This is a genomic window from Flavobacterium sp. U410, assembly GCF_053570605.1.
Window position 1 is genome coordinate 90,702 of record NZ_JBSEFI010000013.1, and the last position, 23,122, is coordinate 113,823.

Annotated in this window: 20 protein-coding genes and 2 tRNA genes; 12 read left to right on the plus strand and 10 right to left on the minus strand. The window is 34.1% G+C overall.

All coding sequences use genetic code 11. The features are described 5' to 3' along the window. Positions 1–9: 9 nt before the first annotated feature. The 6 genes from ACUSJC_RS10085 to gpmI form a co-directional block, all read right to left on the minus strand. Positions 10–1,389 carry a TolC family protein gene (locus ACUSJC_RS10085; RefSeq protein ID WP_449269450.1) on the minus strand — a complete coding sequence of 460 codons (1,380 nt, stop codon included), beginning with the start codon at positions 1,387–1,389 and terminating at the stop codon, positions 10–12. Between the two features lie 8 nt (positions 1,390–1,397). Next, positions 1,398–2,750, minus strand: coding sequence for an HlyD family secretion protein (locus tag ACUSJC_RS10090; protein ID WP_449269451.1), 1,353 nt, complete (start codon positions 2,748–2,750; stop codon positions 1,398–1,400). Positions 2,751–2,755: 5 nt separating this feature from the next. Continuing rightward, complete coding sequence (locus ACUSJC_RS10095) at positions 2,756–4,411, minus strand: peptidase domain-containing ABC transporter (protein WP_449269452.1); 1,656 nt, start codon at positions 4,409–4,411, stop codon at positions 2,756–2,758. Further along, positions 4,408–5,079 carry a TetR/AcrR family transcriptional regulator gene (locus ACUSJC_RS10100; protein ID WP_449269453.1) on the minus strand — a complete coding sequence of 224 codons (672 nt, stop codon included), beginning with the start codon at positions 5,077–5,079 and terminating at the stop codon, positions 4,408–4,410. The genes ACUSJC_RS10095 and ACUSJC_RS10100 overlap by 4 nt, the downstream gene beginning before the upstream one ends. Positions 5,080–5,199: 120 nt before the next feature. After that, positions 5,200–7,389 (minus strand): T9SS type B sorting domain-containing protein, encoded by a 2,190-nt coding sequence (locus tag ACUSJC_RS10105; protein WP_449269454.1) that lies wholly within the window; start codon positions 7,387–7,389, stop codon positions 5,200–5,202. Between the two features lie 9 nt (positions 7,390–7,398). After that, complete coding sequence (gene gpmI / locus ACUSJC_RS10110; RefSeq protein ID WP_449269455.1) at positions 7,399–8,916, minus strand: 2,3-bisphosphoglycerate-independent phosphoglycerate mutase; 1,518 nt, start codon at positions 8,914–8,916, stop codon at positions 7,399–7,401. A gap of 389 nt (positions 8,917–9,305) precedes the next feature. On the opposite strand from gpmI, the gene ACUSJC_RS10115 reads away from it, so the two are divergent. Further along, positions 9,306–10,061 (plus strand): murein L,D-transpeptidase catalytic domain family protein, encoded by a 756-nt coding sequence (locus ACUSJC_RS10115; RefSeq protein WP_449269456.1) that lies wholly within the window; start codon positions 9,306–9,308, stop codon positions 10,059–10,061. Here ACUSJC_RS10115 and ACUSJC_RS10120 read toward each other — a convergent pair. Both ACUSJC_RS10120 and ACUSJC_RS10125 read right to left on the minus strand, forming a co-directional pair. Next, positions 10,058–11,650 carry a L,D-transpeptidase family protein gene (locus tag ACUSJC_RS10120; protein ID WP_449269457.1) on the minus strand — a complete coding sequence of 531 codons (1,593 nt, stop codon included), beginning with the start codon at positions 11,648–11,650 and terminating at the stop codon, positions 10,058–10,060. The genes ACUSJC_RS10115 and ACUSJC_RS10120 overlap by 4 nt on opposite strands. A 3-nt stretch (positions 11,651–11,653) precedes the next feature. Further along, positions 11,654–12,094, minus strand: a complete 441-nt coding sequence (locus tag ACUSJC_RS10125; protein ID WP_449269458.1) for a GNAT family N-acetyltransferase — start codon at positions 12,092–12,094, stop codon at positions 11,654–11,656. Between the two features lie 153 nt (positions 12,095–12,247). Between ACUSJC_RS10125 and ACUSJC_RS10130 the strand changes: the two genes are divergently transcribed. Continuing rightward, positions 12,248–12,320, plus strand: a tRNA-Gly gene (locus ACUSJC_RS10130). A 29-nt stretch (positions 12,321–12,349) separates the two neighbouring features. Beyond that, positions 12,350–12,422 (plus strand) — tRNA-Gly (locus ACUSJC_RS10135). Between the two features lie 39 nt (positions 12,423–12,461). Here the strand turns inward: ACUSJC_RS10135 and pepE are convergent. Further along, a complete protein-coding gene (gene pepE / locus ACUSJC_RS10140) occupies positions 12,462–13,169 on the minus strand; it encodes a dipeptidase PepE (protein ID WP_449269459.1) in 708 nt (235 codons plus the stop codon). A 109-nt stretch (positions 13,170–13,278) separates the two neighbouring features. Between pepE and ACUSJC_RS10145 the strand changes: the two genes are divergently transcribed. From ACUSJC_RS10145 to ACUSJC_RS10170, 6 genes are all read left to right on the plus strand, one after another. Continuing rightward, positions 13,279–14,016, plus strand: coding sequence for a carboxypeptidase-like regulatory domain-containing protein (locus ACUSJC_RS10145; RefSeq protein ID WP_449269460.1), 738 nt, complete (start codon positions 13,279–13,281; stop codon positions 14,014–14,016). Continuing rightward, positions 14,016–14,867 carry a carboxypeptidase-like regulatory domain-containing protein gene (locus tag ACUSJC_RS10150; RefSeq protein ID WP_449269461.1) on the plus strand — a complete coding sequence of 284 codons (852 nt, stop codon included), beginning with the start codon at positions 14,016–14,018 and terminating at the stop codon, positions 14,865–14,867. The genes ACUSJC_RS10145 and ACUSJC_RS10150 overlap by 1 nt, the downstream gene beginning before the upstream one ends. Further along, entirely contained in the window at positions 14,854–15,360 is a 507-nt protein-coding gene (locus ACUSJC_RS10155; RefSeq protein WP_449269462.1) for a DUF6702 family protein, read from the plus strand. Before ACUSJC_RS10150 ends, ACUSJC_RS10155 begins: the two co-directional genes overlap by 14 nt. 10 nt (positions 15,361–15,370) lie before the next feature. Next, positions 15,371–17,635 carry a M1 family metallopeptidase gene (locus ACUSJC_RS10160; RefSeq protein WP_449269463.1) on the plus strand — a complete coding sequence of 755 codons (2,265 nt, stop codon included), beginning with the start codon at positions 15,371–15,373 and terminating at the stop codon, positions 17,633–17,635. 132 nt (positions 17,636–17,767) lie between these two features. After that, positions 17,768–18,112: a Sec-independent protein translocase subunit TatA/TatB gene (locus ACUSJC_RS10165; protein WP_449269464.1), complete on the plus strand. Its 345-nt coding sequence runs from the start codon at positions 17,768–17,770 to the stop codon at positions 18,110–18,112. Positions 18,113–18,115: 3 nt separating this feature from the next. Beyond that, complete coding sequence (locus ACUSJC_RS10170) at positions 18,116–18,688, plus strand: phosphatase PAP2 family protein (RefSeq protein ID WP_449269465.1); 573 nt, start codon at positions 18,116–18,118, stop codon at positions 18,686–18,688. On the opposite strand, the gene ACUSJC_RS10175 is transcribed toward ACUSJC_RS10170, so the two are convergent. Then, positions 18,672–19,313 carry an O-methyltransferase gene (locus tag ACUSJC_RS10175; protein WP_449269466.1) on the minus strand — a complete coding sequence of 214 codons (642 nt, stop codon included), beginning with the start codon at positions 19,311–19,313 and terminating at the stop codon, positions 18,672–18,674. The genes ACUSJC_RS10170 and ACUSJC_RS10175 overlap by 17 nt on opposite strands. Before the next feature lie 94 nt (positions 19,314–19,407). Between ACUSJC_RS10175 and ACUSJC_RS10180 the strand changes: the two genes are divergently transcribed. From ACUSJC_RS10180 to ACUSJC_RS10190, 3 genes are all read left to right on the plus strand, one after another. After that, positions 19,408–20,991: an FMN-binding glutamate synthase family protein gene (locus tag ACUSJC_RS10180; protein WP_449269467.1), complete on the plus strand. Its 1,584-nt coding sequence runs from the start codon at positions 19,408–19,410 to the stop codon at positions 20,989–20,991. 33 nt (positions 20,992–21,024) lie between these two features. Continuing rightward, on the plus strand, positions 21,025–22,065 hold the full coding sequence (gene rlmN / locus ACUSJC_RS10185; protein WP_449269468.1) for a 23S rRNA (adenine(2503)-C(2))-methyltransferase RlmN: 1,041 nt from the start codon (positions 21,025–21,027) through the stop codon (positions 22,063–22,065). Positions 22,066–22,138: 73 nt separating this feature from the next. Continuing rightward, positions 22,139–23,122, plus strand: a 984-nt coding sequence (locus ACUSJC_RS10190; RefSeq protein ID WP_449269469.1) for a hypothetical protein, incomplete at its 3' end; no start/stop codon positions are given.

The following is a 23,122-nucleotide window of genomic DNA, read 5'->3' on the forward strand; positions in this document are numbered from 1 at the left end:
GGGATTTTTTTATGGATTGGCTAATGTTTTATACAAAGAAATTCCGGCGTTGAGATAGGAGATTTCTAAATTGATTTCGGATATTTTAGCTGAAACCAATGAGTTTTCGCGCGAATTAATGACGAATAAAGAACTTTCTCCCATTTCGAACAAGCGTTCTTCGCCATCTAACATGAGTTCATAATCGTTTACTAATGATCCGTTGATCTCCATTTGATTTTGTAAGGATAAAATTTCTTGTTTTCCGGCTTCAATTTTGTTGCCAATACTTAATCTTTCAAAATCTAAAGTATATTGGTAATCCTGAAGTTTAATTTTTGCCAGTTTTAAGTTGGCGCGTTCTTTTCGTAAGAATAACGGAAAATAGAAATTGACCCCAAATTTATAATCTTCAAAACGATAATTATCAATAGCACTAGGTTCTGATAAATAATTGTAACTCAAATCAATTTTAGGTAAAAGACTATTAGCACTAAGGCGTTTGTCAATAGTTTGAATGGCAATTTTTTGTTCCAATGCATGTAACTTAGGATGATTGTCTGAAGATAAACCGTTTAAATCGGCTAAGTTTAACGTGTGTAGAATAGTTGATTTTAATTGTTCTTCCGGATATAAATTATCGCCAACTTCCAAAGGAACACTATCTTCTGACCACAAAAATTTGGAAAGTTCCAGTTTGGCTTTTGTCAATTTCAGTTTGGCATTTTCTAAATTCAAACGTCTCGATTTGACTAAAATCCCGGCTTCAACGCTATCGATTTTGGATTTATCGCCTAATTGTACTGATTTAATAATTCCTTGATGACGAATTATGGAATTTTCTAAATAATTCTCATAAAGTTGTACTTCGCTGTGACTTCTTTTCCAATTGAAATAACTTTGAGAAGCTTCTACAATAACTTCTGTAATCATGATTTTTCGCTCAGCTTCGTTCACGCTTTGGTATAACTTTGCTTTTTTAAGCTCGGCCATTCGTTCGTTAATCCACAAACCTTGTCCCACAGGAACGCTGATTCCAAACGATGTTAAACCTTGATTGGGAACCGTGTTTTCAGAATTCAGATAAATTCCTTCGTTGTTGTCAAAAGCAGCTTTGATCTCAATGCCATACCAAGTTGGGATTTTAAAACTTCCATTAAATAACGAATAGTATTTTTTATCGCCATATTCCTTTTGGTTGAAAGTAGATTCAATTTTAGGGTCAAATGCACCGCGGGCTTTTAATAATTTAGCCTGTGCTTCCGATATTTTTAAATCGGCTTGTTTGGTCAACGGATGAAATTTCTTGACATAAGCCAAAAATTCTTCATACGTAAATTCATTGCTTATTTCCTGACTAAAAGAAGTCAAGCTAAACAAACCGAAAAGAATGTAAATGAAATGCTTCATAACGATCTTTATTTTTTATCCGTTTTGCCTTTTGCAGCATTAGGTTGGTAAAAATTAGGTGGGAATCCGTTTAGTGTTCTCCAAATTTCGAACCAAATAGGTACGTCTTCTAAAAGGGCTAAAGTTTGGGTTCCGGCACCAATGCTCAATTCTTTTGGCCATGCTTTTTCAGCCGGATCAGGAGCAATTAAAACACGATATTTTCCGTTTTCACTAATAAAATTTTCTTTGGCAACAATAATACCACCAAATGTTCCGTAAGAAACACCGGGCCATCCGCTGAAAACGATAGTCGGCCATCCGTCAAACCAAACACGAACTTTTTCACCTTTATTAATCAAAGGAAAATTCAATGGATCTACATACGTTTCTACGGCAATTTCAAAATTGGCAGGCATGATACTCACAATAGGAGTTCCGTCTTTAATGGTTTCTCCGATTCCCGATTGTAATGCTCGGTTAACATAACCATCTTGTGGTGCTGTGATGTAGTACAAACCATTTCTAATTTTGTAATTAGTATACTGATTGCGCAATTTGTTTACTTGTGCTTCTGTGTCAAATTGAGTACTTAAAGCCGTTTGTTTATCACTACTCGCTTTGGCTCTTTTTTCTGTGTATTCCGCCATGATGCGGTTGATTTCCATAGTAGCATTTAAAACTTCGTTTTGACTTGCCAAATATTTATTTTCTTGTGTGATAATTTTGGCTTCCATGTCCTGAAGTTTTACTTTTTTCTCTTCTACGTACGTCATAGGTTTTAAGCCTTCTTTGTTTAAGCTCACCGCACGATTGTATTGGGTTTCAGCAATTTTAAGTTGGGTGATGATAGATTGTAGATCCATACTATCACTTTTTACTTTTAAGTAGGCTTGTTTTAACTTATTTCGCGATTGTTGAAGTTTTAATCCTTTTTCGTTTTCAATAGCATTCATCTGAATGTCTAACGCTTTTACTTTTTCTTCGTATGAATTAACAGCGTTTTCTTTTGCCTTAACTTGGTTTCCGGTATTTTCTACTAAATCAGGATCAAGGTAGTCTTCTTTGATTTCGGAAATAAACAAAATGGTGTCGCCTTTGTGTACAAAATCACCTTCCTGAACATACCATTTTTCAATTCTTCCGGCAATGGCTGTGTGAATCGTTTGCGGGCGCTGATTAGGTTTTAAAGTGGTTACAAATCCACTCCCTGAAATGTTTTGGGTCCATGGTAAAAACAAGAATAAAACGATGATGATTACAATTCCCCAAACAATTTTTTTGATGACATTGTAATGCGGATTGTCGGCAAATATTTGTGTTGATTTATACTTTTTTAAATCAATGTATTGGCTTATTTTATTATCGGTTATATTTAGCATTGTACTTATTTTATAGGTTGAATGACACCGTTTTCAAGATTGTAATGTTTGCTGCATTTTTGTTTCCAATACTCATTTTTAGAAACTACAACAATCGTCCAGTTTTGATCTTCAGCAGTTAAGAAATCAATAATTTCTTTTGCCGATTGTGAGTCAATATTTTCTAAAGGTTCTTCCAAATACAAGATTTTTGGTGCTGAAATAATACAACGCGCCAAAAGTATTTTTTGAATAATAGAAGAATTAATTTTCTTTCCTTCTGAATATACTTTAGTATCTAAACCATCAGGTAATGATTTGATGTATTTGCTCAACTTCAGTTTTTCCATTAAATCGTTAATTTGATGAATCGGAAAATCAGGATTGTTACAACTGATATTCTCCATAATGGTTCCTTCAAACAATTTGTCATCTTTCGTAATTACACCAATGTGAGAACGATAATCGTTAATAGAATATTTGTTGTAATTGTTGTTGTTGATGAAAATGGTTCCGCTGGCAGGTTCTAACAAACGACTTAGTAGGCGAAGTAATGTTGTTTTACCGGAACCATTTTCGCCGGTTATTAAAATTTTATCCTTCGGAGCAATACTAATGTTGATGTTTTTAATGATTTCGGTTTCACCATCAGGAAATTTATAGCTTAGGTTTTCCGTTTCTAAGAAAATATCATCATTGCCAATTTGATAGTTTTTATTGATGTCACAATTTTCAATTTCCATATCAACCACTTTTCCTATTTTTTCTAAAGAAGTCAATACATCATAAAATAATTCTAAACCGGAAAATAATTTTTCAACGGCTGTGATAATGGTTAAAATTACAATCTCAGCTGCTACAAACTGACCAATATTCATTTGCTGGTTCAAAACTAAAATTCCGCCAATGATTAAAAGTCCGGCAGTAATAAGGACTTTAAAACCGATCAATTGAATGAATTGTTTTCTTAAGATTTCGAAATGGCTTTCGCGGTGTGAAATATATTCGTTAACCAAATCATCATTTTTGTGTAATGAGAAATCAAATAGTCTTTCGTTTTTAAAACTGAGATGGTTTCGGGCAATTTCCTGTAACCAATGGGCAACTTTATATTTGTAATTAGATTCTTCTAAGCTGGTATTTAAACCTTGATTGAAATTGGCCTTGAAAATAAAATACAGAAGAATCAGTAAAATAATTCCAAAGAAAATAAAGAAAGAATGGTATAAAGACAGCAAAATGATTCCGAAGAATATTTGCAAAGCAGCGCCGGAAATGTCAAGTAATAGTTTGGAAAACCCTTTTTGAACGGTTAAAGTGTCAAAAAATCGATTGGCTAATTCCGGTGGAGAATAATTATACAGTTTATTGAATTTAATTTTTGGAAAACGGTAAGCGAATTCAAATGAAGAGCGCACAAAGATTTTTTGTTGCAGGTCTTCGTTGATGCGATACTGCATGATGCGTAAAACGCCAACCGTAGCCACGCCAATCACAACAATAGTGACTAAAACAACCCATGAAGTGCTGATTTTTCCGGCTTGAAGAAAATTAACAATAGATTGGATTCCTAAAGGCAAAGAAAGACTGATAATTCCCGCTAAAATAGAGTAGAGAATAATTTGGTAAATGTCTTTTTTGTCGATTTCAATCAGGTTTTTAAAACGTTGTATTGGCGTCATATAAGTACTTTTTTTATAAGATCTTTGTAAAAATCGGTTAGGCAATCACTTTCGGAAAGACTGGTTAGGCTTTGAAAATGATCTTTTAGGAAATTTTGATGTAGTGCTCCCTGAACAATGGAAGAAGCTAAACTTTTACTATATTTATATTCAGGGTTTACTTTAGAAATCATTTCGTAAATTCTGTTAATAACTCTTTTATAGATAATGAAGAAGCCGTCTTTGTTTTCTTCATCAACCTCTTTAGTTAGGAAAGTTTTGGTGAATTCGGCGATTATAATTTTATTAAGAATGGCTTCGTCAATATGAGCAATAGTATCATCTTTTGTAATGGGATGAGTTAAAATTTCTATGGCTTTGTCTAGCCTTAACGGGTTATCTACAATACTATTGGTAGCAAAAACTAAATTATATTCGACCCATGACCAATACCAATTAGATAGATAAACTAATAATTTGTGTTTATTTTCAAAATAACGGTAAATGGAACTTTCATTCGATTGAATTTTTTCACCTAATTTTTTAAAGGTGAAAGCATCAAAACCAATTTCGTTAATTAATAGAATACTTTGACCAACAATCTTTCTTCCCAACTCTGAAGTTTCAGGGTCTTTTAAGTAAAGTTTGTCATTAATAGTAATTCTGATATTTTCAATTATAGCTTGCATGTGATATATTTATTTAGCACAACTATACAAATATAATAGTATTACTATTAAGTATTAAAAGTTTAACTTTTGTTTTAGATTTGAGGTAAAAAAAAATCCTGAACGAGTCAGGATTATATTTTAACGTTTTAACGTAAAATGATTACGGTATTCATATTCTACATTATCTATGGTATAAATTAATCTAAACCAGTAATCTGAAGCAGGAAGTGTTTGACCGTTTAATGTGCCGTCCCATTCTGGAGTATTTTTGTTTATCTGTGTAATCAATTTTCCATAGCGATCGAATATTGAGACAGTATAGGTACTAAAAAGTGAAGTGTCTCTTATGCCCCAATAATCATTGAAAGAGTCACCATTAGGGGTGAAAAATTTTGGATAATCTACAATAGTGAATACTGTTTTAGTCTCTCCACAGCCATATTTGTTGATTGCTTTTAATATATGTTTTCCTGGTGATACATTATAAAAAATATTATTCTCTTGTTCACCACTGTCATCAATTGAATATAAATAGTCAGATGAGTTGGGGGTAGCGGTTGCAACAATGGTGTTGTCGGTGTCAAAAGCGATTAATTCACTTGGTGTTGCTGTAACCGATAGAGGAATTGGCGAAGCTTGTGTCGTAAAATTAAAAATTGAAGCACAAGGGAGAGTTCCTGTAATATCAGTAATTTTTACAGAAAATGCTCCAAGATTATTTGTTGTTAGCGAATTACTTGTAGCGCCAATAATTTCATTGCCGGGAACAGCATTAAACTCATTGTACCATGTAAATTCATAATCGACTTCATTTAAACCAGTGTTGATATCAACGGGGTAGGTAATGTTGTTTTCAGCTTCATAACAAATAGTGTATAGGATATTTGAAAGTATATCTTCAGGGTATCTTTTTACGACTAATTTTTGTTCTAAAATCAGAAAACATTCTTCGTTCGTAGCAGGATTGACTATTACGGTAACTCTAATATAAATGGTTTGATTATTTGGAATAGTGTTAGCAAAATCAGTAGTATTACTTATTGGATTTGAGTTAGCCATTGCATCATTTTGCGTTGTAAAATATGTAAAAGATGTTATAGTATAACTTGTTGAAGTCGTAATTAAATTTTCATTTTCTTGTATGTTGAAAGTTGCAAATTCAGATCTACTGCATGTTTCTATATCATCTGGATCATTAATAATAACAGGATTCTCAATGATATGAATTGTGTTTGAATTAACTTCGGGACATGGGCTATTAGTTACTTTTATAAAATAATCTCCAATTTGAGTAGGCGTATAACTTAGACTCGTAGCTCCAGAAATGGGGCTATTATTCAAATACCATTGGTAAGTTAAGTTGTCAATGCCATTAAGCATCGTAGATGAATTTAGAACATTAGCTGTAAGTTTTGGATTTGTATTTATGCAGCTATAACCATTCAATGTTATTACTACATCAGGTGTAATATGAAAAAATAAATCGACTTCAGCTTCACTCAAAGTAGGTGTTGGATTGTCTTGACTGGGATTGTTTACAATATCATAAGTTGTAGTTTCTACTTTGTAATTTCCAGAACTGGTCGCAGTAATGGTGTTTGTGGGGTTATTGTCATTTAGGATAGGAGCACCTATTTGTACACCATCTTTATACCAAGTATAATTGAAGCGTAAATCACTAGTGTTTCCGGTGAAATCATTTACATCTATGGTTGCCGTAATTTGTTTAGTATCAGAAAAACACAAATTAGCATCTAAATTGCTTATTGGAGTTCCATCAGTGTTATTGATTTTTACACTAGAAAGAAAGTCGCAATTTGTTGTACCCGTGCCACCAGTTTGAGTCACTGAAATTTGTCCAGATTGACCGGAATAATTGTCAATTAACAAAACATACAATTGCCCTGTGGTACTTGATGGAATACTTACTGTTTCTATTGCTGATGGGGAATAACTACAATCTTTTTCTTTCGATTGATTCAATTGGCTACAAACGTTTGATAAAGTGGAAAATGGTCCCCAAAGTACAAAATCTACATCGGCCTGATTTCCAGCAGAATTGGTTTGCCTAATTTGTAAAACTATATTTCCCGGATCTTTAACTTCAATAAAAAACCACGTAGGTCCAACAAATGCTGTTGGAATACAACTTGTGTTAAAAGATTCGCTATTACCTCCTACAGAACTTGAAAAAGGAATAGAAGTAGCACAAGATTGATAGGCTTGGTAGTTCGCTTCAAGTTCTGCGCAAGAGGAAGCACCTCCTTGCGCATACATTTTTAAGCAAATTACTGGGAAAAGTACCAGTAATTTTAGTAAATTATTCATTGTTTTCGATTAAAGTAAAGATTTACACGTCATTACTTCTGGTTTCGGAATGCCCATTAGTTCTAAGATTGTCGGAGCAATGTCTCCTAAAACACCGTTATGAATTTCTTTTAATTCCGGATCAATTAAGATTAACGGAACCGGATTCGTTGTGTGTGCTGTATTTGGCGTTCCATCTGGATTAATCATGGTTTCACAATTTCCGTGGTCGGCAATTAAAAGCGTGGTGTATCCATTGGCTAATGCTGCTTCAATAACTTCTTTAACACATTGGTCAACCGCTTCACAAGCTTTAATGGCAGCTTCCATAACGCCGGTGTGGCCTACCATATCGCCATTGGCAAAGTTTAAACAAACAAAGTCAACTTCTCCTTTTTGTAATTCAGGTACCAAAGCATCTTTTAATTCGTAAGCACTCATTTCTGGTTTTAAGTCATAAGTAGCTACTTTTGGCGAATTTTTTAAAATGCGATTTTCGCCTTCAAAAGGTTCTTCGCGTCCGCCCGAAAAGAAGAATGTAACGTGTGGATATTTTTCTGTTTCTGCAATACGAATTTGTTTTTTTCCCGCTTTAGCAACCACTTCGCCTAAAGTTTCGGTAATGTTGTCTTTGTCATAAATAACATGAACATTAGCAAAAGTTTCGTCATAATTGGTCATGGTAACATAGTACAAATTCAATTTGTGCATGTTTTGTTCGTGGAAATCTTTTTGCGATAAAGCTTCGGTTAATTCACGACCTCTGTCGGTTCTGAAGTTGAAGAAAATAACTACATCACCTTCTTTTACTTTAGCAATAGGTTCGTTATTTTCATCCACCATTACGATAGGTTTGATGAATTCGTCAGTTACATCATTCAAATAACTTTCTGCAATACTCGCTACAGCGTTTCTTGATTTTTCGCCTTCGGCATTCACAATTAAATCATAAGCTAATTTAACTCTTTCCCAACGTTTGTCGCGATCCATTGCGTAGTAACGGCCAATAATTGAGGCTAACTTTGCATTGGTATTTTGTGTAAATTTTTCAAAATCTTCAACATATTGAATTCCTGATTTTGGATCAACATCTCTACCATCTGTAAAAGCGTGAACAAACATTTTTTGAATGCCTTTTGCCTGAGCAGCTTCAATTAAACCTCTTAAATGGGAAGTATGTGAGTGAACTCCGCCGTCAGAAAGTAATCCTAAAAAATGAATGGGTTTATCATTAGCTAAAGCAAATTCAAAAGCATCATTCAGGGCTTTTTCGTTAGCCATGGTTTGGTTTTGAACCGCTAAATTTATCTTAGCTAAATCTTGATACACAATTCGTCCGGCGCCTAAATTCATGTGCCCTACCTCAGAATTTCCCATTTGTCCTTCGGGTAACCCAACGTTTAATCCGTCGGTTCTTAATTGTGCATTTGGATATTTTGTATATAAACTGTCAATGAAAGGCGTATTAGCATTATCAATAGCAGAAACTTTTGGGTCGGGAGATTTTCCCCAACCGTCTAATATCATTAAAATAACTTTTTTGTTCATGGTTTTGGTAATTTATACAAATATAGCGAAATGTTGAGCATTGCTTAGTTTTTGGTGCTAGAAATTGCGAAATCGTTATAGATTGGTGCTGTAATTTTTTATGAGGTGATTTTATGTCAATTATTTTAATAATGTGATGTTATATATTATGTTAAAAAATATTTTTCACACAATAAAATATTGATTTTTAAGTTATTGTGGGTGAAGTCTCTTATGAGTAAGTATGAGATTCGAAAAATAATCAAGCAAAATTATTAATTCAATAAAATTCGCCTGTCAAATCGATTAAAATCATTTTTCTTCGATAAAGTGCAAAAAAAAGTTGCAAACCAAAAAATAAATAAATAGTTTTGGCTACATAATAATCAAAAATAACTGCTACGAACACAATGACTTATAGATTTTTGCCCCTGCTAGTTTTGAGCTTAATGTCGTTTTCTACTATTTCTAATGAAAACACAGTTTTTGAAAATAAGAATACAGTTGCTACAATAATTGGTAATGGAACCGACCCGAAGTTGGTAGCTGAAAATAAAAAAGCCACATTTGAAGCGAAATGTCAATCTTTTTATTCATCAATAGATAATGCTTCCTTTGAGTTGCCGAAATATGAAAGTTTTACAAAAGCTTTTGAAGGTTATGAGCAATTGAAAAATCAAGGTAAAATTGAAAACGAATATTTAACTATTGTTGATTTCAGTTTGTCTTCTAATGAAGACAGAATGTGGGTAATTGACATGGTAAATAAAAAAGTGGTTTTACAAACATTAGTAGCACATGGAAGAAATTCAGGAGATGAAATGGCGACTAAATTTTCAAATCAATCGGAATCATTCCAAAGTAGTTTAGGATTTTACATAACAGGTGAAACCTATCAAGGTAAGCACGGTTTGTCTATGCGTTTAGATGGTGTTGAATATGGAATTAACGATCACGCGAGAGACAGAGCAGTAGTAGTTCACGGAGCCGATTATGTTTCTGAATCTTTTATAAAAGCAAATGGAAGACTAGGGAGAAGCCAAGGTTGTCCGGCGGTTTCTTATGAAGTTCATGATAAATTAATCAATTTGATTAAAAATAAATCATGTCTGTTCATTTATCATCCGTCAAGAAATTATGTAGTGAAATCAAAACTAGTTTCTTAGTTCTGTAATAATTCAAACAATTTCTTGTCGTAATCATATACGTCATTACAAAAGTAAAGTTGACTATCTTTAGACCAGTTGGTCCAATACAATAGAAAAACATTAACAGTGGAATTTAAGTTAACGATTCTGCTGTTTTTTTTGTTTATAATGGAATCAATTTCTGCAGTGTTCCACTTTTTAGGATTCTCTTTAACTAAAATATCTTCGGTTAGTTGCAATGGTTTTTCCACCCTAACACAACCTGAACTTAAGGCTCTAAACTCACGTGAAAAGAAATCTCTGTGATTTGTATCGTGTAAATACACCATGTGACGGTTGTTGAAATTGAATTTTACTAATCCTAACGAATTGTTATAACCCGAAGTTTGAACATAGCGATAACTTTTCGATTTAGAAGCGTCCCAATCATGGGGTTCTATAGCTTCTCCTGTTTTATTGTAAATAGTAATTCGGTTTCTTTCAAAATACTGAATGTTTCTTGAAGCTGAAGGTGTTAAGTCTTCTTTAATAATTGTTGGAGGAACGGTCCAAGTAGGATTGAAAACAAAATTGGATAATTTCGATGTTAAAATTGGTGTTTTTCTGGAAGGTTTGCCAATAACAATATTATGAACAGATAACGTGTCGTTGTTAACTACATAATAAATTTTATATTCCGGTAAGTTGGCAATTAAATAATCAGAACCAAAATCAGAAGGGAACCATTTCCAGCGCTCTAAGTTGGCAAAAATTTGTTCTTTTCGTTCTTTTTTAGAATAATTCAAAGCTTTTATAGTTCCGTTACCAATAACTCCATCCGGACTTAATCCATGTCGCGCTTGAAATTTCTTTACAGCCGAAAGTGTTTCGGTATCGTAAAAAGGCGTTAGAATACTGTCTTTGGTTTCGAAATCTTTCCAATAAATTAGCCTCTTTTTGATGGCAATCATTGTTTCTGACGAATCATTAGGTTCAATTTTTTTCTCAATCTCAATTTTTTGAAATTCTTCATCGGGGAAAGATTCCAGAAGAACTAAACTTTTCTGAATGGTTTTGTAAACATAGTGATGGGGTTTTAATGAATCCAGAAGAGCTGTTACGTTTTTGTTTTTAATCGCTTTTTTAAGTCGTTTAGATAGTAAAAGATCTTTTGGGTTTAAATCCCAGTCATCATATATTTTTTTTGGATTCAATTTTCCGTTGTATAGATGATGACTTAATTTTTCAAACATTTCTGTTAATAGAATGTCATATTCGGCGCTTTCATCTTTATCAAAACCGGAACGGTTTTTTTCTAGTTGGACTAATTTACTGAATTCATAATCTTTAGCAAAAAGACCATCTCTTTCACAATTCTCAATTGCGGTCAACAGAGCTTTTCTATTGGCTTGGTTATACCAAATTTCTTGATTGTTGAATAGGTTATAATAGAGTTTTATAGAGTCGCTTTTATCTTCTAAAATTTCAGAATCAATATCATATGGGATTTCTTCTATTTCGGGTTCTTCCCAAACAATAGAAGTGCTGTCATTACCGGTAGAATGATTTTGTTTGCAACTTAAACTTAAGAGGCTAATAATAAGGATAGCGTAATTTTTTAACCGCATATATTAATTCAGTTTTTTATACATTATAAAGTGTGGACCTACATCTTCAATCTCAAAACGCGTGCCCAAAATTACATAATTTATTCTTTTGTAAAAATCTACTGCAATTTCCCTTGCATTAAACCAGATGATTTTAATATTCTGTTCCAAAGCTATTTTTTCAGCCTCTTTTATTAATAAAGATCCAAAACCTTGTTTTTGGTTGCCTGATAAAACAGCCATGCCTCTTAATTGAAATTGTTTTGTTTCAGGAAATAAGAGATTTTGGGTCTCATATACTGAAACAATTCCTTTTAAAATTTCGTTTTCAAAACACCCCAGATGGAAAGTTGAAGTATCATCATCATTAGCAAAATAGCATGATTCAATAGGTTTTCCTTTTCTCAATACTTCCTGACGAATAGGATAGGTTTCTTTTGTAGTGATACACTTAATTTTTATCATGCGTTAATCGGTTAAAAATGAAAAAGTTGAATGGGTTTGATATCCTTGGACTCAAAGGATCTTAAAAGTACCGTAAAAATTTTCAAAAAAAAATTTGCAAATGAAATATCTTTTGGAGTATATTTGCACCCACAAAAGTAAAGCTTTTGAATTGCGGGAGTAGCTCAGTTGGTAGAGCGTCAGCCTTCCAAGCTGAATGTCGCGAGTTCGAACCTCGTCTCCCGCTCTTAAATTTACTGGAATAAAAAAATATTTGCGGGAGTAGCTCAGTTGGTAGAGCGTCAGCCTTCCAAGCTGAATGTCGCGAGTTCGAACCTCGTCTCCCGCTCAAGAAAAAAAGCCTTTCAAATTGAAAGGCTTTTTACTTTTATAGTAAAGTGTTGATTACTGTTTCCGGCTCTATCTCAGTAGCATCTTTATTAGCTTCAAACCAACGAGCGGTTAAATTTCCTTTCAAAACAATATCATTTCCTTTTACTGCTAACCAACTCCCTTCGCGGAGTCCTATAACAGGTTGCGGATTAAATTGATGAAATTCATTAATTCTGGTTTCTCTGGTTTCACCCATGTGAGTGGAATCGGTGTCCGGATCTAAATAATGGGGGTTAATATTAAACGGAACCATTCCTAAAGTTCTAAAACTTGGCGGATAAACAATAGGCATATCGTTAGTTGTTCCCATCGTTAAACCGCAAATATTGCTGCCGGCGCTCGTGCCTAAATAAGGGGTTCCGGTTTTTAGTTTTTCCTCTATAGCATCAATTACTTTGGCACGGTATAGTTCGCTTACCAATAGAAAAGTGTTTCCTCCGCCAGTAAAGATCCCTTCAGCTTGTTGGATGGCTTCAACGGGATTTTCAAATTCATGTAAGCCTTTTACTTTTTTGTCAATTTTAGCAAAAGCTTGACTCACTTTTTCAGTATAAGCTTCATGTGAAATTCCGCTAGGGCGGGCAAAAGGAATAAAAAGTATGGTTTCAGTTGCCGCAAAATGTTTTTTGAGTTCGGGAAGTAAATAATCCAAATAGCTTCCGTTGTGTAAAGTTGAGGTGCTGGCTATGATTAAGTTTTTCATTCAAATTAAATTTTCTTCAAAATTACGATTTTGTTTAACATAAGTTTATCAAGTTGTTAGGAATAAATTGGCAGGGGCATCAGGTATCTTTACCTTGAAAAATTATCAAATGAAACAAAAATTACCTTTTCTTCTTTTTTTGGTGCAATTCACGTATGCACAACAAGATTTTATTTTGAAAGGCAAAGTGGTGTCGCAATCGCACCAGTTAGAAGGCGTAAATGTGGTTAATGTTTCTCAAGATATTGGTGTGGCAACTGAGCGAGGAGGGTATTTTTCTATTCAGGCTAAAGTAAACGATACTATTATTTTTAGTGCCATTAATTTAAAAGGAACGATGCATGTTGTAACGGAACAAGACCAATACAAAGAATTGCTTTTTATTCCTATGGAAGTTTTGGTTAACCAATTGAACGAAGTGGTCATGACGGAATACAAAAGTATTACCACAGAATCTATAGGTATAGTTCCTCTCGGAATGCGTAAATACACGCCGGCCGAACGAAAATTAAAACAAGCTACCGGCGGAAGTAATCGGTATGGATTGAATTCTAGTGTCTCTTTTGATGCGATTCTAAATGGTATTTCGGGACGAACAAAAAACTTAAAAAAGGAGTTGGAAGTAGAGAAGAAAGAATTGCTTCTTGAAGATGTAAAATTAGACTATTCAAATGAATATTTGGTAAATAGACTCCACATTCCAGAGGAATTAACTGAAGGATTTTTGTATTATTTGATTGAGGATAGGGAGTTTATTGCAGCGTATAAGTCTGATAACAAAACAACCTGCGAATTTGTACTCAGCAAAATAGCAGTGCGGTATTTGGAACTTCAAAAATTAAAATAATGATAAAAATTCTACTCAAACTTACATTATGGATTATTCTTTCAACGTTGACAATATTGGCTCAGGAAAAAGAAAGAGCTGTACTTAAAGGACGAATTATTTCCGATTCAACGGAAGTTGAAAACGTAACGGTTGTCAATAAAACTACAGGTGTTGGTGCAATTACGGATTTTGACGGAATATTTTCAATTAAAGCTCGAGAAAAAGACACCTTGTATTTTAAAGCAGTTAATTTTGTTTCCAAAGCGTATGTACTGACAGAAAGTGATTTTTGGATCGAAGAATTAGAAATCCGATTGCGTTATAAAATCCATGAGTTAGACGAAGTGATTGTTACGCCCTACAGTTTGACAGGTAATTTAAAGGAAGATACTAAGCGACTAAAAGTTTATACGCCGGATATGGCAGGAATTGATTATTCTAAACTTGTTTTTGCAGATGATAAATACAGTCCGGTTAAAAATGAAGCTATGTATTCAGGTTTTAGCCCGTTGAGTGGTGTCAATTTTTTAGCAATTTTTGATATGATTTTCCCAGGGAATTCTAAAAAGCGAGACTTAATAAAAGAAGAAGCAGAGAAAAAGAGGCAAAGAGAGTTATTGTCGCATTCGTTTTACGATTTATTATTGAGTCGGTATTCGCAAAATTTCATGGTTCAGAATTTGAAAATTCCGCAGGATGAAATTCATTTATTTGCTGATTTTGCAAGACCTGACAATGAAAAAATGTTTTATTTGATGAAATATGAAAACGAAATGGCGTTGGTCGAATATTTAGTTCAAAAATCAGAAGAATACAACCGTAACAAAACAGAAAAAAAAGCTACTAATGAGGAATATGAAAAGAAGTAAACTGATTTTAACCTCAATTTTTGCTGTAATACTGCTCATGTCTTTTTCAGTACTGCACAAATTTTATGTTTCGGTGACCCAAATAGATTATAATCAAAAGAAAGAACGCGTGGAGATTTCTTCCCGAATCTTTATCGATGATTTAGAACATGTTTTGGAAAAAAAATACAAACAAAAAATGTATTTGGCAACGCCAAAGGAAAATCCGAAAGCCAAAGAGTTTGTAAATCAGTATGTGACAGAAAAATTAGCGGTTATCATTAACCGGAAAGAACAGAAGTTAGTTTTTTTAGGTTCAGAGTATGAAGACGATGTATTAATCTGTTATTTAAAGGTAGATTATTCTAAAAAAATAATTAATTTCGACATTTATAACAATTTATTAACGGAAGCTTATTCGGAACAACAAAATATTGTGCATACCAATATTAATAATACCAAAAAAAGTTTCCTCCTAACGTTGAGTGATAAAACAGCCCATATAGAATATTAATTTTAAAAACATGAAAAAGAACTTTTTGTTTTCGGCTGCTTTGGTTGTAGTGACAAGTTTTGTTGTTGCTCAAGAAACCAAAACAGGAGAAAGAAAGCCTGGACATTACAACGAAAATAAATTTCGTCAAATGTATGAGGAAATGGCAACGCCAAACATGTTCAGAACAGCTTCTGGTGCTCCGGGACCAGCGTATTACCAACAAAAAGCAGATTACAAAATCAGTGTTGAATTAGATGATAAAAACACGAAGCTTTTTGGAACAGAAACAATTACGTATCAAAACAATTCTCCGGAAAATTTAGAGTATTTGTGGGTACAGTTAGATCAAAATATGCGTGCTCCGGAATCTAAAACGCCATTGGTAGAAAGTCAAAGAATGTCACCGGCATTAACCCCTCAAGGATTTACAAAACAATTCATGGAAGAGCCATTTCAAGGTGGTTTTCATGTGGAATATGTAAAAGATGCTAAAGGGAATGCAATGAGCCATACCATCAATCAAACAATGATGCGTATTAATTTAGCACAACCTTTGAAGGCTGGTGATAAAATGGTGTTCTCAATCAAATGGTGGTACAACATCAACAATTACCAGATTGACGGCGGACGTTCAGGATATGAGCAGTTTGAAGATGGTAACAGATTGTATGTGATTGCTCAGTTTTACCCGAGAATGGCCGTTTATAACGACGTGGAAGGTTGGCAAAACATGCAGTTTTGGGGAAGAGGAGAATTTGCATTGCCATTCGGAGATTTTGAAGTAAATATTACAGTTCCTGCAGATCACATGATGGAAGCAACAGGAGAATTGCAAAACCGCAAAGAGATATTTACGAAAGAACAACTAAATCGTTGGGAACAAGCTCAAAATACTTTCGATAGACCTGTAGTTATTGTGACGCAACAGGAAGCGGAACAAGCAGAAAAAGGTTTTTCGGACAAGAAAAAAACATGGAAGTTTAAAGCGCAAAATGTCCGCGATTTTGGTTTTTCAACGTCAAGAAAATTTATTTTAGATGCCATGGCTGTTCAATTGGAAACTACAAAACCAATGGCAATTTCATTGTATCCGAAAGAAGCAAATCCGCTTTGGGGAGAATACTCAACAAGAGCTGTAGCACATACGTTGAAAACGTATTCTCATTACACTTTTGATTATCCTTATCCAAAAGCTGTTTCTGTTTCTGCTCAAGATCAAGGAATGGAATATCCAATGATTTGTTGGAATTTCGGTCGCCCTGATAAAGACGGAAAATATACAGATAGAGTAAAATACGGAATGTTAGGCGTGATTATTCACGAAGTGGGACATAATTTCTTCCCGATGATCGTGAATTCTGATGAAAGACAATGGACTTGGATGGATGAAGGTTTAAACACATTCTTAGAATTTTTAGCTGAAAAATCATTCGACCCTAATTTTCCTTTAGATAGAGGTCCGGCGGATAAAATTGTTCCTTATATGAAAGGAAATCAAGATTTCATTTCACCAATTATGTCTAATTCTGAAAATATTTTCCAATTCGGAAACAATGCTTACGGAAAACCGGCAACAGGTTTAAACATCTTACGTGAAACTATTATGGGACACGAATTGTTTGATTATGCGTTTAAAACGTATGCAAACCGTTGGAAATTCAAACACCCAACCCCGGAAGATTTCTTCAGAACAATGGAAGATGCATCAGCAGTTGACTTAGATTGGTTCTGGAGAGGTTGGTTCTATTCTACAGATTACGTAGATTTAGGAATTAAAGACGTAAAACAATATTATGTAACTTTAGAACCTACGGAAGAAATGAAAAATTATGCAACACGTAGAGGAAGATTTTTACGTGATATGGGACCTTTCATTTATTTAGTAGACGAAACACATAAGGAATTCAATCCGGCTACTAAAAAAGATTTTAAAGTAGAAGATATTCAAATTTTATCGGATTATGTAGATCAAAATTTCTCTGTGGAAGAAAAAGCAACTTTGAAAAAAGCACCGAAATATTTCTATGAAGTAGAGTTTGAAAAACCGGGAGGAATGATTATGCCAATTATTGCTGAATTACATTTTGAAGATGGTTCAACAGAAGTACATACATTCCCTGCTCAAATTTGGAGAAAGAACAACGAAACTGCTAAACGCGTTTTTGCTACCGATAAAAAGATTGTAAAAATTCAATTGGATCCAAAATTAGAAACAGCTGATATTGATGTTTCAAACAATATGTGGCCAAAAGAAGAATTACCATCAAAATTTGATGAATTAGATAAAAAATAATCTTTTATCTTAAAAAAATAAAGAGTCATTCTAAGGTGTTTTACAATTCGTAAATCCTTTAGAATGACTTTTTTTTAACACAATTTTGTTATTTATTCTTTGTACATTTGTTTTACTAAAAAAGAAAAGAAAATGTTTGGAATTGGCGGTAGCGAACTTATTTTTATCATTTTTGTGGTGCTAATGCTTTTTGGATCAGACAAAATTCCTGATTTTGCACGTTCTTTAGGAAAAGGAATGGCACAAATTAAAAACGCTACAAACGAAATAAAAAGTGAAATTCAAAAAGGCGCAAAAGACAGCGGTTTAGATATGAATTCGCTAACAGGCGGTATTTCTGATGAAATACAAAAAGCTAAAAATGAAATTACTAATTCGGTTAATCCTTTGAACAATATTACTTCGGATCTTGAAAAACCATTTCAGCAAGCTCAGGAAGATATTGAAAACATGACTGGACCTATTAAAAGACAATAATCATTGGAACATATTTTATCTCTTGACAAAGAACTCTTTGTGTACTTAAACGGATTAGGTTCAGAAGCCTTCGATCCATTTTGGAAAATAATCACTAAGCAGTTCTATTGGACACCCGTTTTTTTGCTAATGTTTTATTTATTACAACGCAAAGTAGGGTGGAAAAACATAGGGATTATTGTTCTGTTTTTAGCTGTTTTAATCACATTTACTGACCAAACAACTAATTTATTCAAAAATCATTTTCAGCGATTACGTCCCTGCAATGATCCGGAAATCAAAGATTTTATCCGAATCATAGTGCATAGAAGTTCATATAGCTTTTTCTCTGGTCATGCAGCCAGTTCTATGGCTAGTACAATGTTTGTTGTATTAATTTTAAGAAAATACTATAAATATGCATTTCTATGGTTCTTGTTTCCGCTGATATTTGCGTATAGCCGTATTTACTTAGGGCTTCATTTCCCGGGAGATATATTAACTAGCTATTTCTTTGGTGCAACTTTTGGTATAGTATTTTTTAAACTGTATCAATTATTTCAAAAAAGAAAACCGCAATTTAAATTACCCGACTAATTGTTAATCCATCACGGATAGGTAACAAAACGGTCTCCACTCTTGGATCTTCTTTTAGTAATTTGTTGTATTCTAAAAGAATATTCGTTGATTTGTCATTAGCTTTTACTTCATCCAAAATTTTTCCGCTCCACAATACATTATCGCTTAAAATGATACCTCCTTGGTTCATCATTGGAACAATGGCGTGAAAATAATGGATGTAATTTTGTTTATCAGCATCAATGAAAACCAAGTCAAATTTTTTATTCAAAGTCGGAATGATTTCTAAAGCATTGCCCAAATGCTGTATGATTTGACCTTTGTAATCAGAAGCGTCAAAGTACTTTTTTTGGAAATCATACAATTCTTCATTGTTATCAATAGTGTCTAAAGTGCCGTCTTTTGGTAGTCCTTCTGCTAAACAAAGTGTAGCATAACCGGTATATGTTCCTATTTCTAAAATGCGCTTCGGACGAGTAATTTTCGAAAACATACTTAAAAACCGACCTTGAAAATGCCCGCTGATCATCCTAGGTTGTAAGATTTTTTGATGTGTTTCCTTATTTAATTTTGCTAATAATTCAGGTTCGTTTTCTGAATGTAGAGCAACATAATTTTCTAATTCTTCCGAAATAAAATGCATTTTCAATAGATTTATAAGGCAAAATTACAAATTCCCCTTCATTACATCATTTAGTTTTAATATTTTTACTCAAACTCAATTAAAATTCAGCACAATGAGAAAAGCCTTTCTTGTTTTTTCAATCACTTCTTTGTCCATAATTGCTATTTTAGGCTATGTTAATCTAAAGTTTTTATTGTTACTGCTCATCTTTGTTCCCTTAATTTTGATGGGATTATTTGATATGTACCAATCTAAACACAGCATTCGAAATAACTTTCCGCTTTTAGGCCGAATTCGTTATTTATTAGAAGAGATTGGACCCGAAATGCGTCAATATTTTATAGAAACCGATACCGCAGGAAAACCTTTCAACCGTTTAGAACGTGGAATGATATACCAACGAAGTAAAAGTGTTTCGGCAAATAAACCTTTTGGAACGCAATTAGATGTTTACGATGTAGGTTACGAATGGATTAACCACAGCATGAATGCACTTCCGTTTGATAAATTGGCTGAAAATCCAAGAGTACGAATCGGTTCTTCACAATGTATACAGCCGTATTTGGCGAGTATGTTTAATATTAGTGCGATGAGTTATGGTTCGCTCAGCAAGAATGCTATTCAAGCCTTGAATGCCGGAGCCAAAATAGGTGCTTTCTATCACAATACAGGAGAAGGCGGACTTTCTCCTTATCATTTGGAGAATGGAGGTGATGTGGTTTGGAATATTGGAACAGGGTATTTTAGTACAAGAACAGCGGATGGAAAGTTTTCTGTCGAAGAATTTGAAAAAAGAGCTAAGCTACCCAATGTAAAAATGATTGAGATTAAATTTTCACAAGGTGCTAAACCAGGACATGGTGGTATTTTGCCAAAATCAAAAGTGACCGATGAAATTGCTAATATTCGATTGGTAACTAAAGGACATGATGTGATTTCGCCACCGACACATTCTGCTTTTTCAAATCCGTTAGAATTAATGGATTTTGTGAAGTTATTAAGAGAAAAATCGGGAGGTAAACCAATAGGAATGAAGTTGTGTGTTGGGAATAAATCAGAATTTATAGCGATTTGTAAAGCCATGGTACAAACTCACACGTATTTTGATTTCATTACGGTAGATGGCGGAGAAGGAGGAACCGGAGCAGCACCGCCTGAATATTCAGATCATGTAGGAATGCCGCTTCGCGATGCCATTGCATTTGTGTACGACTGTTTAAAAGGTTTTGGATTAAAAAATGAGATTAAAATTATTGCCAGTGGGAAAGTAGTTTCCGGCTTCGATATTATAAGATCTTTGTCTTTAGGTGCCGATTTATGTAATTCTGCTCGTGGAATGATGATGGCTTTGGGTTGTATTCAAGCGTTAGAATGTCACGCCAATACTTGTCCGACAGGCGTAGCAACACAAGATCCGGATTTGGTAAAAGGATTAGTTCCTGAAGAAAAGAGTGTTCGTGTAGCACATTATCAAAGAGAAACCGTTCATAGCGCTTTGGAATTAATGGCTTCTGCAGGATTACATCATCCTGATGAAGTAACACGAGATGTATTGAGTACAAGAGTAGAACGCAATAAAGTAGAAACTTTTGCAGAAACTTTTCCGGAAATAAAAGAAGGCTGTTTACTAAATCCTCAAACGGTACCGAATAATCTGTATTATTTTTGGAAAAAAGCAAGCGCCGAAAGATTTTGATAAAATCTGTAACGACTTTATTAACTTTGCAGCATGCAAACAGATAAAAAAGACATTCGGGCACTGACCAAAGAGCAATTGCGTGATTTTTTTGTGTCACAAGGTGATAAAGCCTTTCGTGGCAACCAAGTTTACGAATGGCTATGGCAAAAGAAAGCGCATACTTTTGAAGATATGACGAATATTTCAAAAGAAACGCGTGCTATGCTAGAAACTAATTTTGTGATCAATCATATTAAGGTAGATACGATGCAGCGTAGTTCTGACGGAACAGTTAAAAATGCAGTTCGCTTGCATGATGATTTAATTGTAGAATCGGTTTTAATTCCAACAGAAACCAGAACTACAGCTTGCGTTTCTAGTCAAGTGGGGTGTAGTTTGGATTGTAATTTTTGCGCAACGGCTCAATTAAAAAGAATGCGTAATTTGAATCCTGACGAAATCTACGATCAGGTGGCTGCCATTGATACTGAAAGCCGGTTGTATTACGGACATCCGCTGTCTAACATTGTCTTTATGGGAATGGGTGAGCCCTTGATGAATTATCCAAACGTTATAAAAGCAATTGATAAGATTACTTCGCCAGAAGGCTTAGGGATGTCACCAAAACGAATTACCGTTTCCACTTCCGGGATTTCGAAAATGATTAAAAAAATGGCTGATGATGAAGTGAAATTCAAGTTGGCAGTTTCTTTACATTCGGCAATAGAAGAAATTCGAAATGAAATTATGCCATTTACCAAAAACTTTCCGTTGACCGATTTAAAAGAGGCTTTGGAGTATTGGTACAGAAAAACAAAAAGTAAAGTTACTTACGAATATGTAGTATGGAAAGGAATTAACGACGATAAAAAATCGATTGACGCCTTAGTGAAATTCTGTAAATATGTTCCTTGTAAAGTAAATCTAATAGAATACAATCCTATCGATGACGGAATATTTCAACAAGCGTCTAACGAATCCATCGAAAACTACATAAAAATATTGGAACAAAACAATATTGTAGTAAAAGTACGAAGAAGTCGGGGGAAAGACATCGATGCAGCTTGTGGACAGCTGGCAAATAAGGCATAATAATCATTTTATTACGTTGTTTTAATACTTTCATAAGATAATCTTATTACTTTTGGAGCCCTAATTTTATTTTATGAAGTTAAAAATCTCAAATTGGGTAATGGCTTTTCTATGCCTTTCCCTATTAAGTTTAAAAAGTTATGCTCAATGTATTCAAATTGAGAGTATTTTAGTTGATGCTTGTAGTAGTCCAGGTACCGAAGGACTTAATGAAATGGTTCGCTTTAAAGTTGGATCTTCAGCTTTAAATACGAGTAACATGTCAGTTGTATGGCCCAATAATGCATGGGAAGGATTAATTCAAAATGCAACTACAATTTCAAGTGTTGCTCAGTTAAATGCCCAAGTACTTGCATCAGGAGGTTGCGGAACTATTATTCAGCCTACTGGTGGTGTTTTACCTGCTAATGCAACTGTAGTTTTGGTTACAAGTTATCAGTTTGAGGTTGCTGCTAATTATTTTGGAGCCATAACTGAGAATATCTATATCCTTTTTCAAAATCATACAACAAATCCTAATTCGGGGCATTTTGGGAATTATAATAATAATCCAGGTTTAAGAACATTAACGATAAACTTTGGAGGATGTTCAGATACCGTAACTTATGATAGAACAATGCTGGTAGATGCATCAGGAAATAATGTGGCAGCAGATGGTGCTACTGTTAATTTTGATCCGGCGGGCGATGCAACTTATGTAAATTATGGTTGTCAAGCACCAGTTGAAGTCATCTCTGTTGATGCAGGAGGAGGAAGTACAAGTTCAGTTACTGCGTGTCAAGGGTCTACAATTTCGTTAGATGGCTCAGGAGTAGGAGTTCAATCGGTAAATTGGTCTGCTTCTAGTGGAACATTTTCTGATGCGTCATCTTATACTTCAGACTATACTTTGGATTCTTCAGTAACAGGAAGTGTAGTGTTGACTTTAACAGGAACAGGAAATTGTTCTAATACTGTTTTTGATACCATTACGGTTAATATTACGCCAAGTGTAACTCCAACATTTAGTTTTGCTAGGACTCTATGTTCAAGCGGAACAATCCCGACTTTACCGACG

Excerpts from the sequence above, each read along its gene's own strand:
- ACUSJC_RS10145 (WP_449269460.1), top strand. The coding sequence starts at position 13,279 with ATGAAACAAAAATTACCTTTTCTTCTTTTTTTGGTGCAATTCACGTAT.
- ACUSJC_RS10160 (WP_449269463.1), top strand. The coding sequence starts at position 15,371 with ATGAAAAAGAACTTTTTGTTTTCGGCTGCTTTGGTTGTAGTGACAAGT.
- gpmI (WP_449269455.1), bottom strand. The coding sequence starts at position 8,916 with ATGAACAAAAAAGTTATTTTAATGATATTAGACGGTTGGGGAAAATCT.
- ACUSJC_RS10175 (WP_449269466.1), bottom strand. The coding sequence starts at position 19,313 with ATGCATTTTATTTCGGAAGAATTAGAAAATTATGTTGCTCTACATTCA.
- ACUSJC_RS10180 (WP_449269467.1), top strand. The coding sequence starts at position 19,408 with ATGAGAAAAGCCTTTCTTGTTTTTTCAATCACTTCTTTGTCCATAATT.
- ACUSJC_RS10125 (WP_449269458.1), bottom strand. The coding sequence starts at position 12,094 with ATGATAAAAATTAAGTGTATCACTACAAAAGAAACCTATCCTATTCGT.
- ACUSJC_RS10165 (WP_449269464.1), top strand. The coding sequence starts at position 17,768 with ATGTTTGGAATTGGCGGTAGCGAACTTATTTTTATCATTTTTGTGGTG.
- ACUSJC_RS10095 (WP_449269452.1), bottom strand. The coding sequence starts at position 4,411 with ATGACGCCAATACAACGTTTTAAAAACCTGATTGAAATCGACAAAAAA.
- pepE (WP_449269459.1), bottom strand. The coding sequence starts at position 13,169 with ATGAAAAACTTAATCATAGCCAGCACCTCAACTTTACACAACGGAAGC.
- ACUSJC_RS10105 (WP_449269454.1), bottom strand. The coding sequence starts at position 7,389 with ATGAATAATTTACTAAAATTACTGGTACTTTTCCCAGTAATTTGCTTA.
- ACUSJC_RS10090 (WP_449269451.1), bottom strand. The coding sequence starts at position 2,750 with ATGCTAAATATAACCGATAATAAAATAAGCCAATACATTGATTTAAAA.
- ACUSJC_RS10100 (WP_449269453.1), bottom strand. The coding sequence starts at position 5,079 with ATGCAAGCTATAATTGAAAATATCAGAATTACTATTAATGACAAACTT.
- rlmN (WP_449269468.1), top strand. The coding sequence starts at position 21,025 with ATGCAAACAGATAAAAAAGACATTCGGGCACTGACCAAAGAGCAATTG.
- ACUSJC_RS10155 (WP_449269462.1), top strand. The coding sequence starts at position 14,854 with ATGAAAAGAAGTAAACTGATTTTAACCTCAATTTTTGCTGTAATACTG.
- ACUSJC_RS10085 (WP_449269450.1), bottom strand. The coding sequence starts at position 1,389 with ATGAAGCATTTCATTTACATTCTTTTCGGTTTGTTTAGCTTGACTTCT.
- ACUSJC_RS10150 (WP_449269461.1), top strand. The coding sequence starts at position 14,016 with ATGATAAAAATTCTACTCAAACTTACATTATGGATTATTCTTTCAACG.
- ACUSJC_RS10115 (WP_449269456.1), top strand. The coding sequence starts at position 9,306 with ATGACTTATAGATTTTTGCCCCTGCTAGTTTTGAGCTTAATGTCGTTT.
- ACUSJC_RS10120 (WP_449269457.1), bottom strand. The coding sequence starts at position 11,650 with ATGCGGTTAAAAAATTACGCTATCCTTATTATTAGCCTCTTAAGTTTA.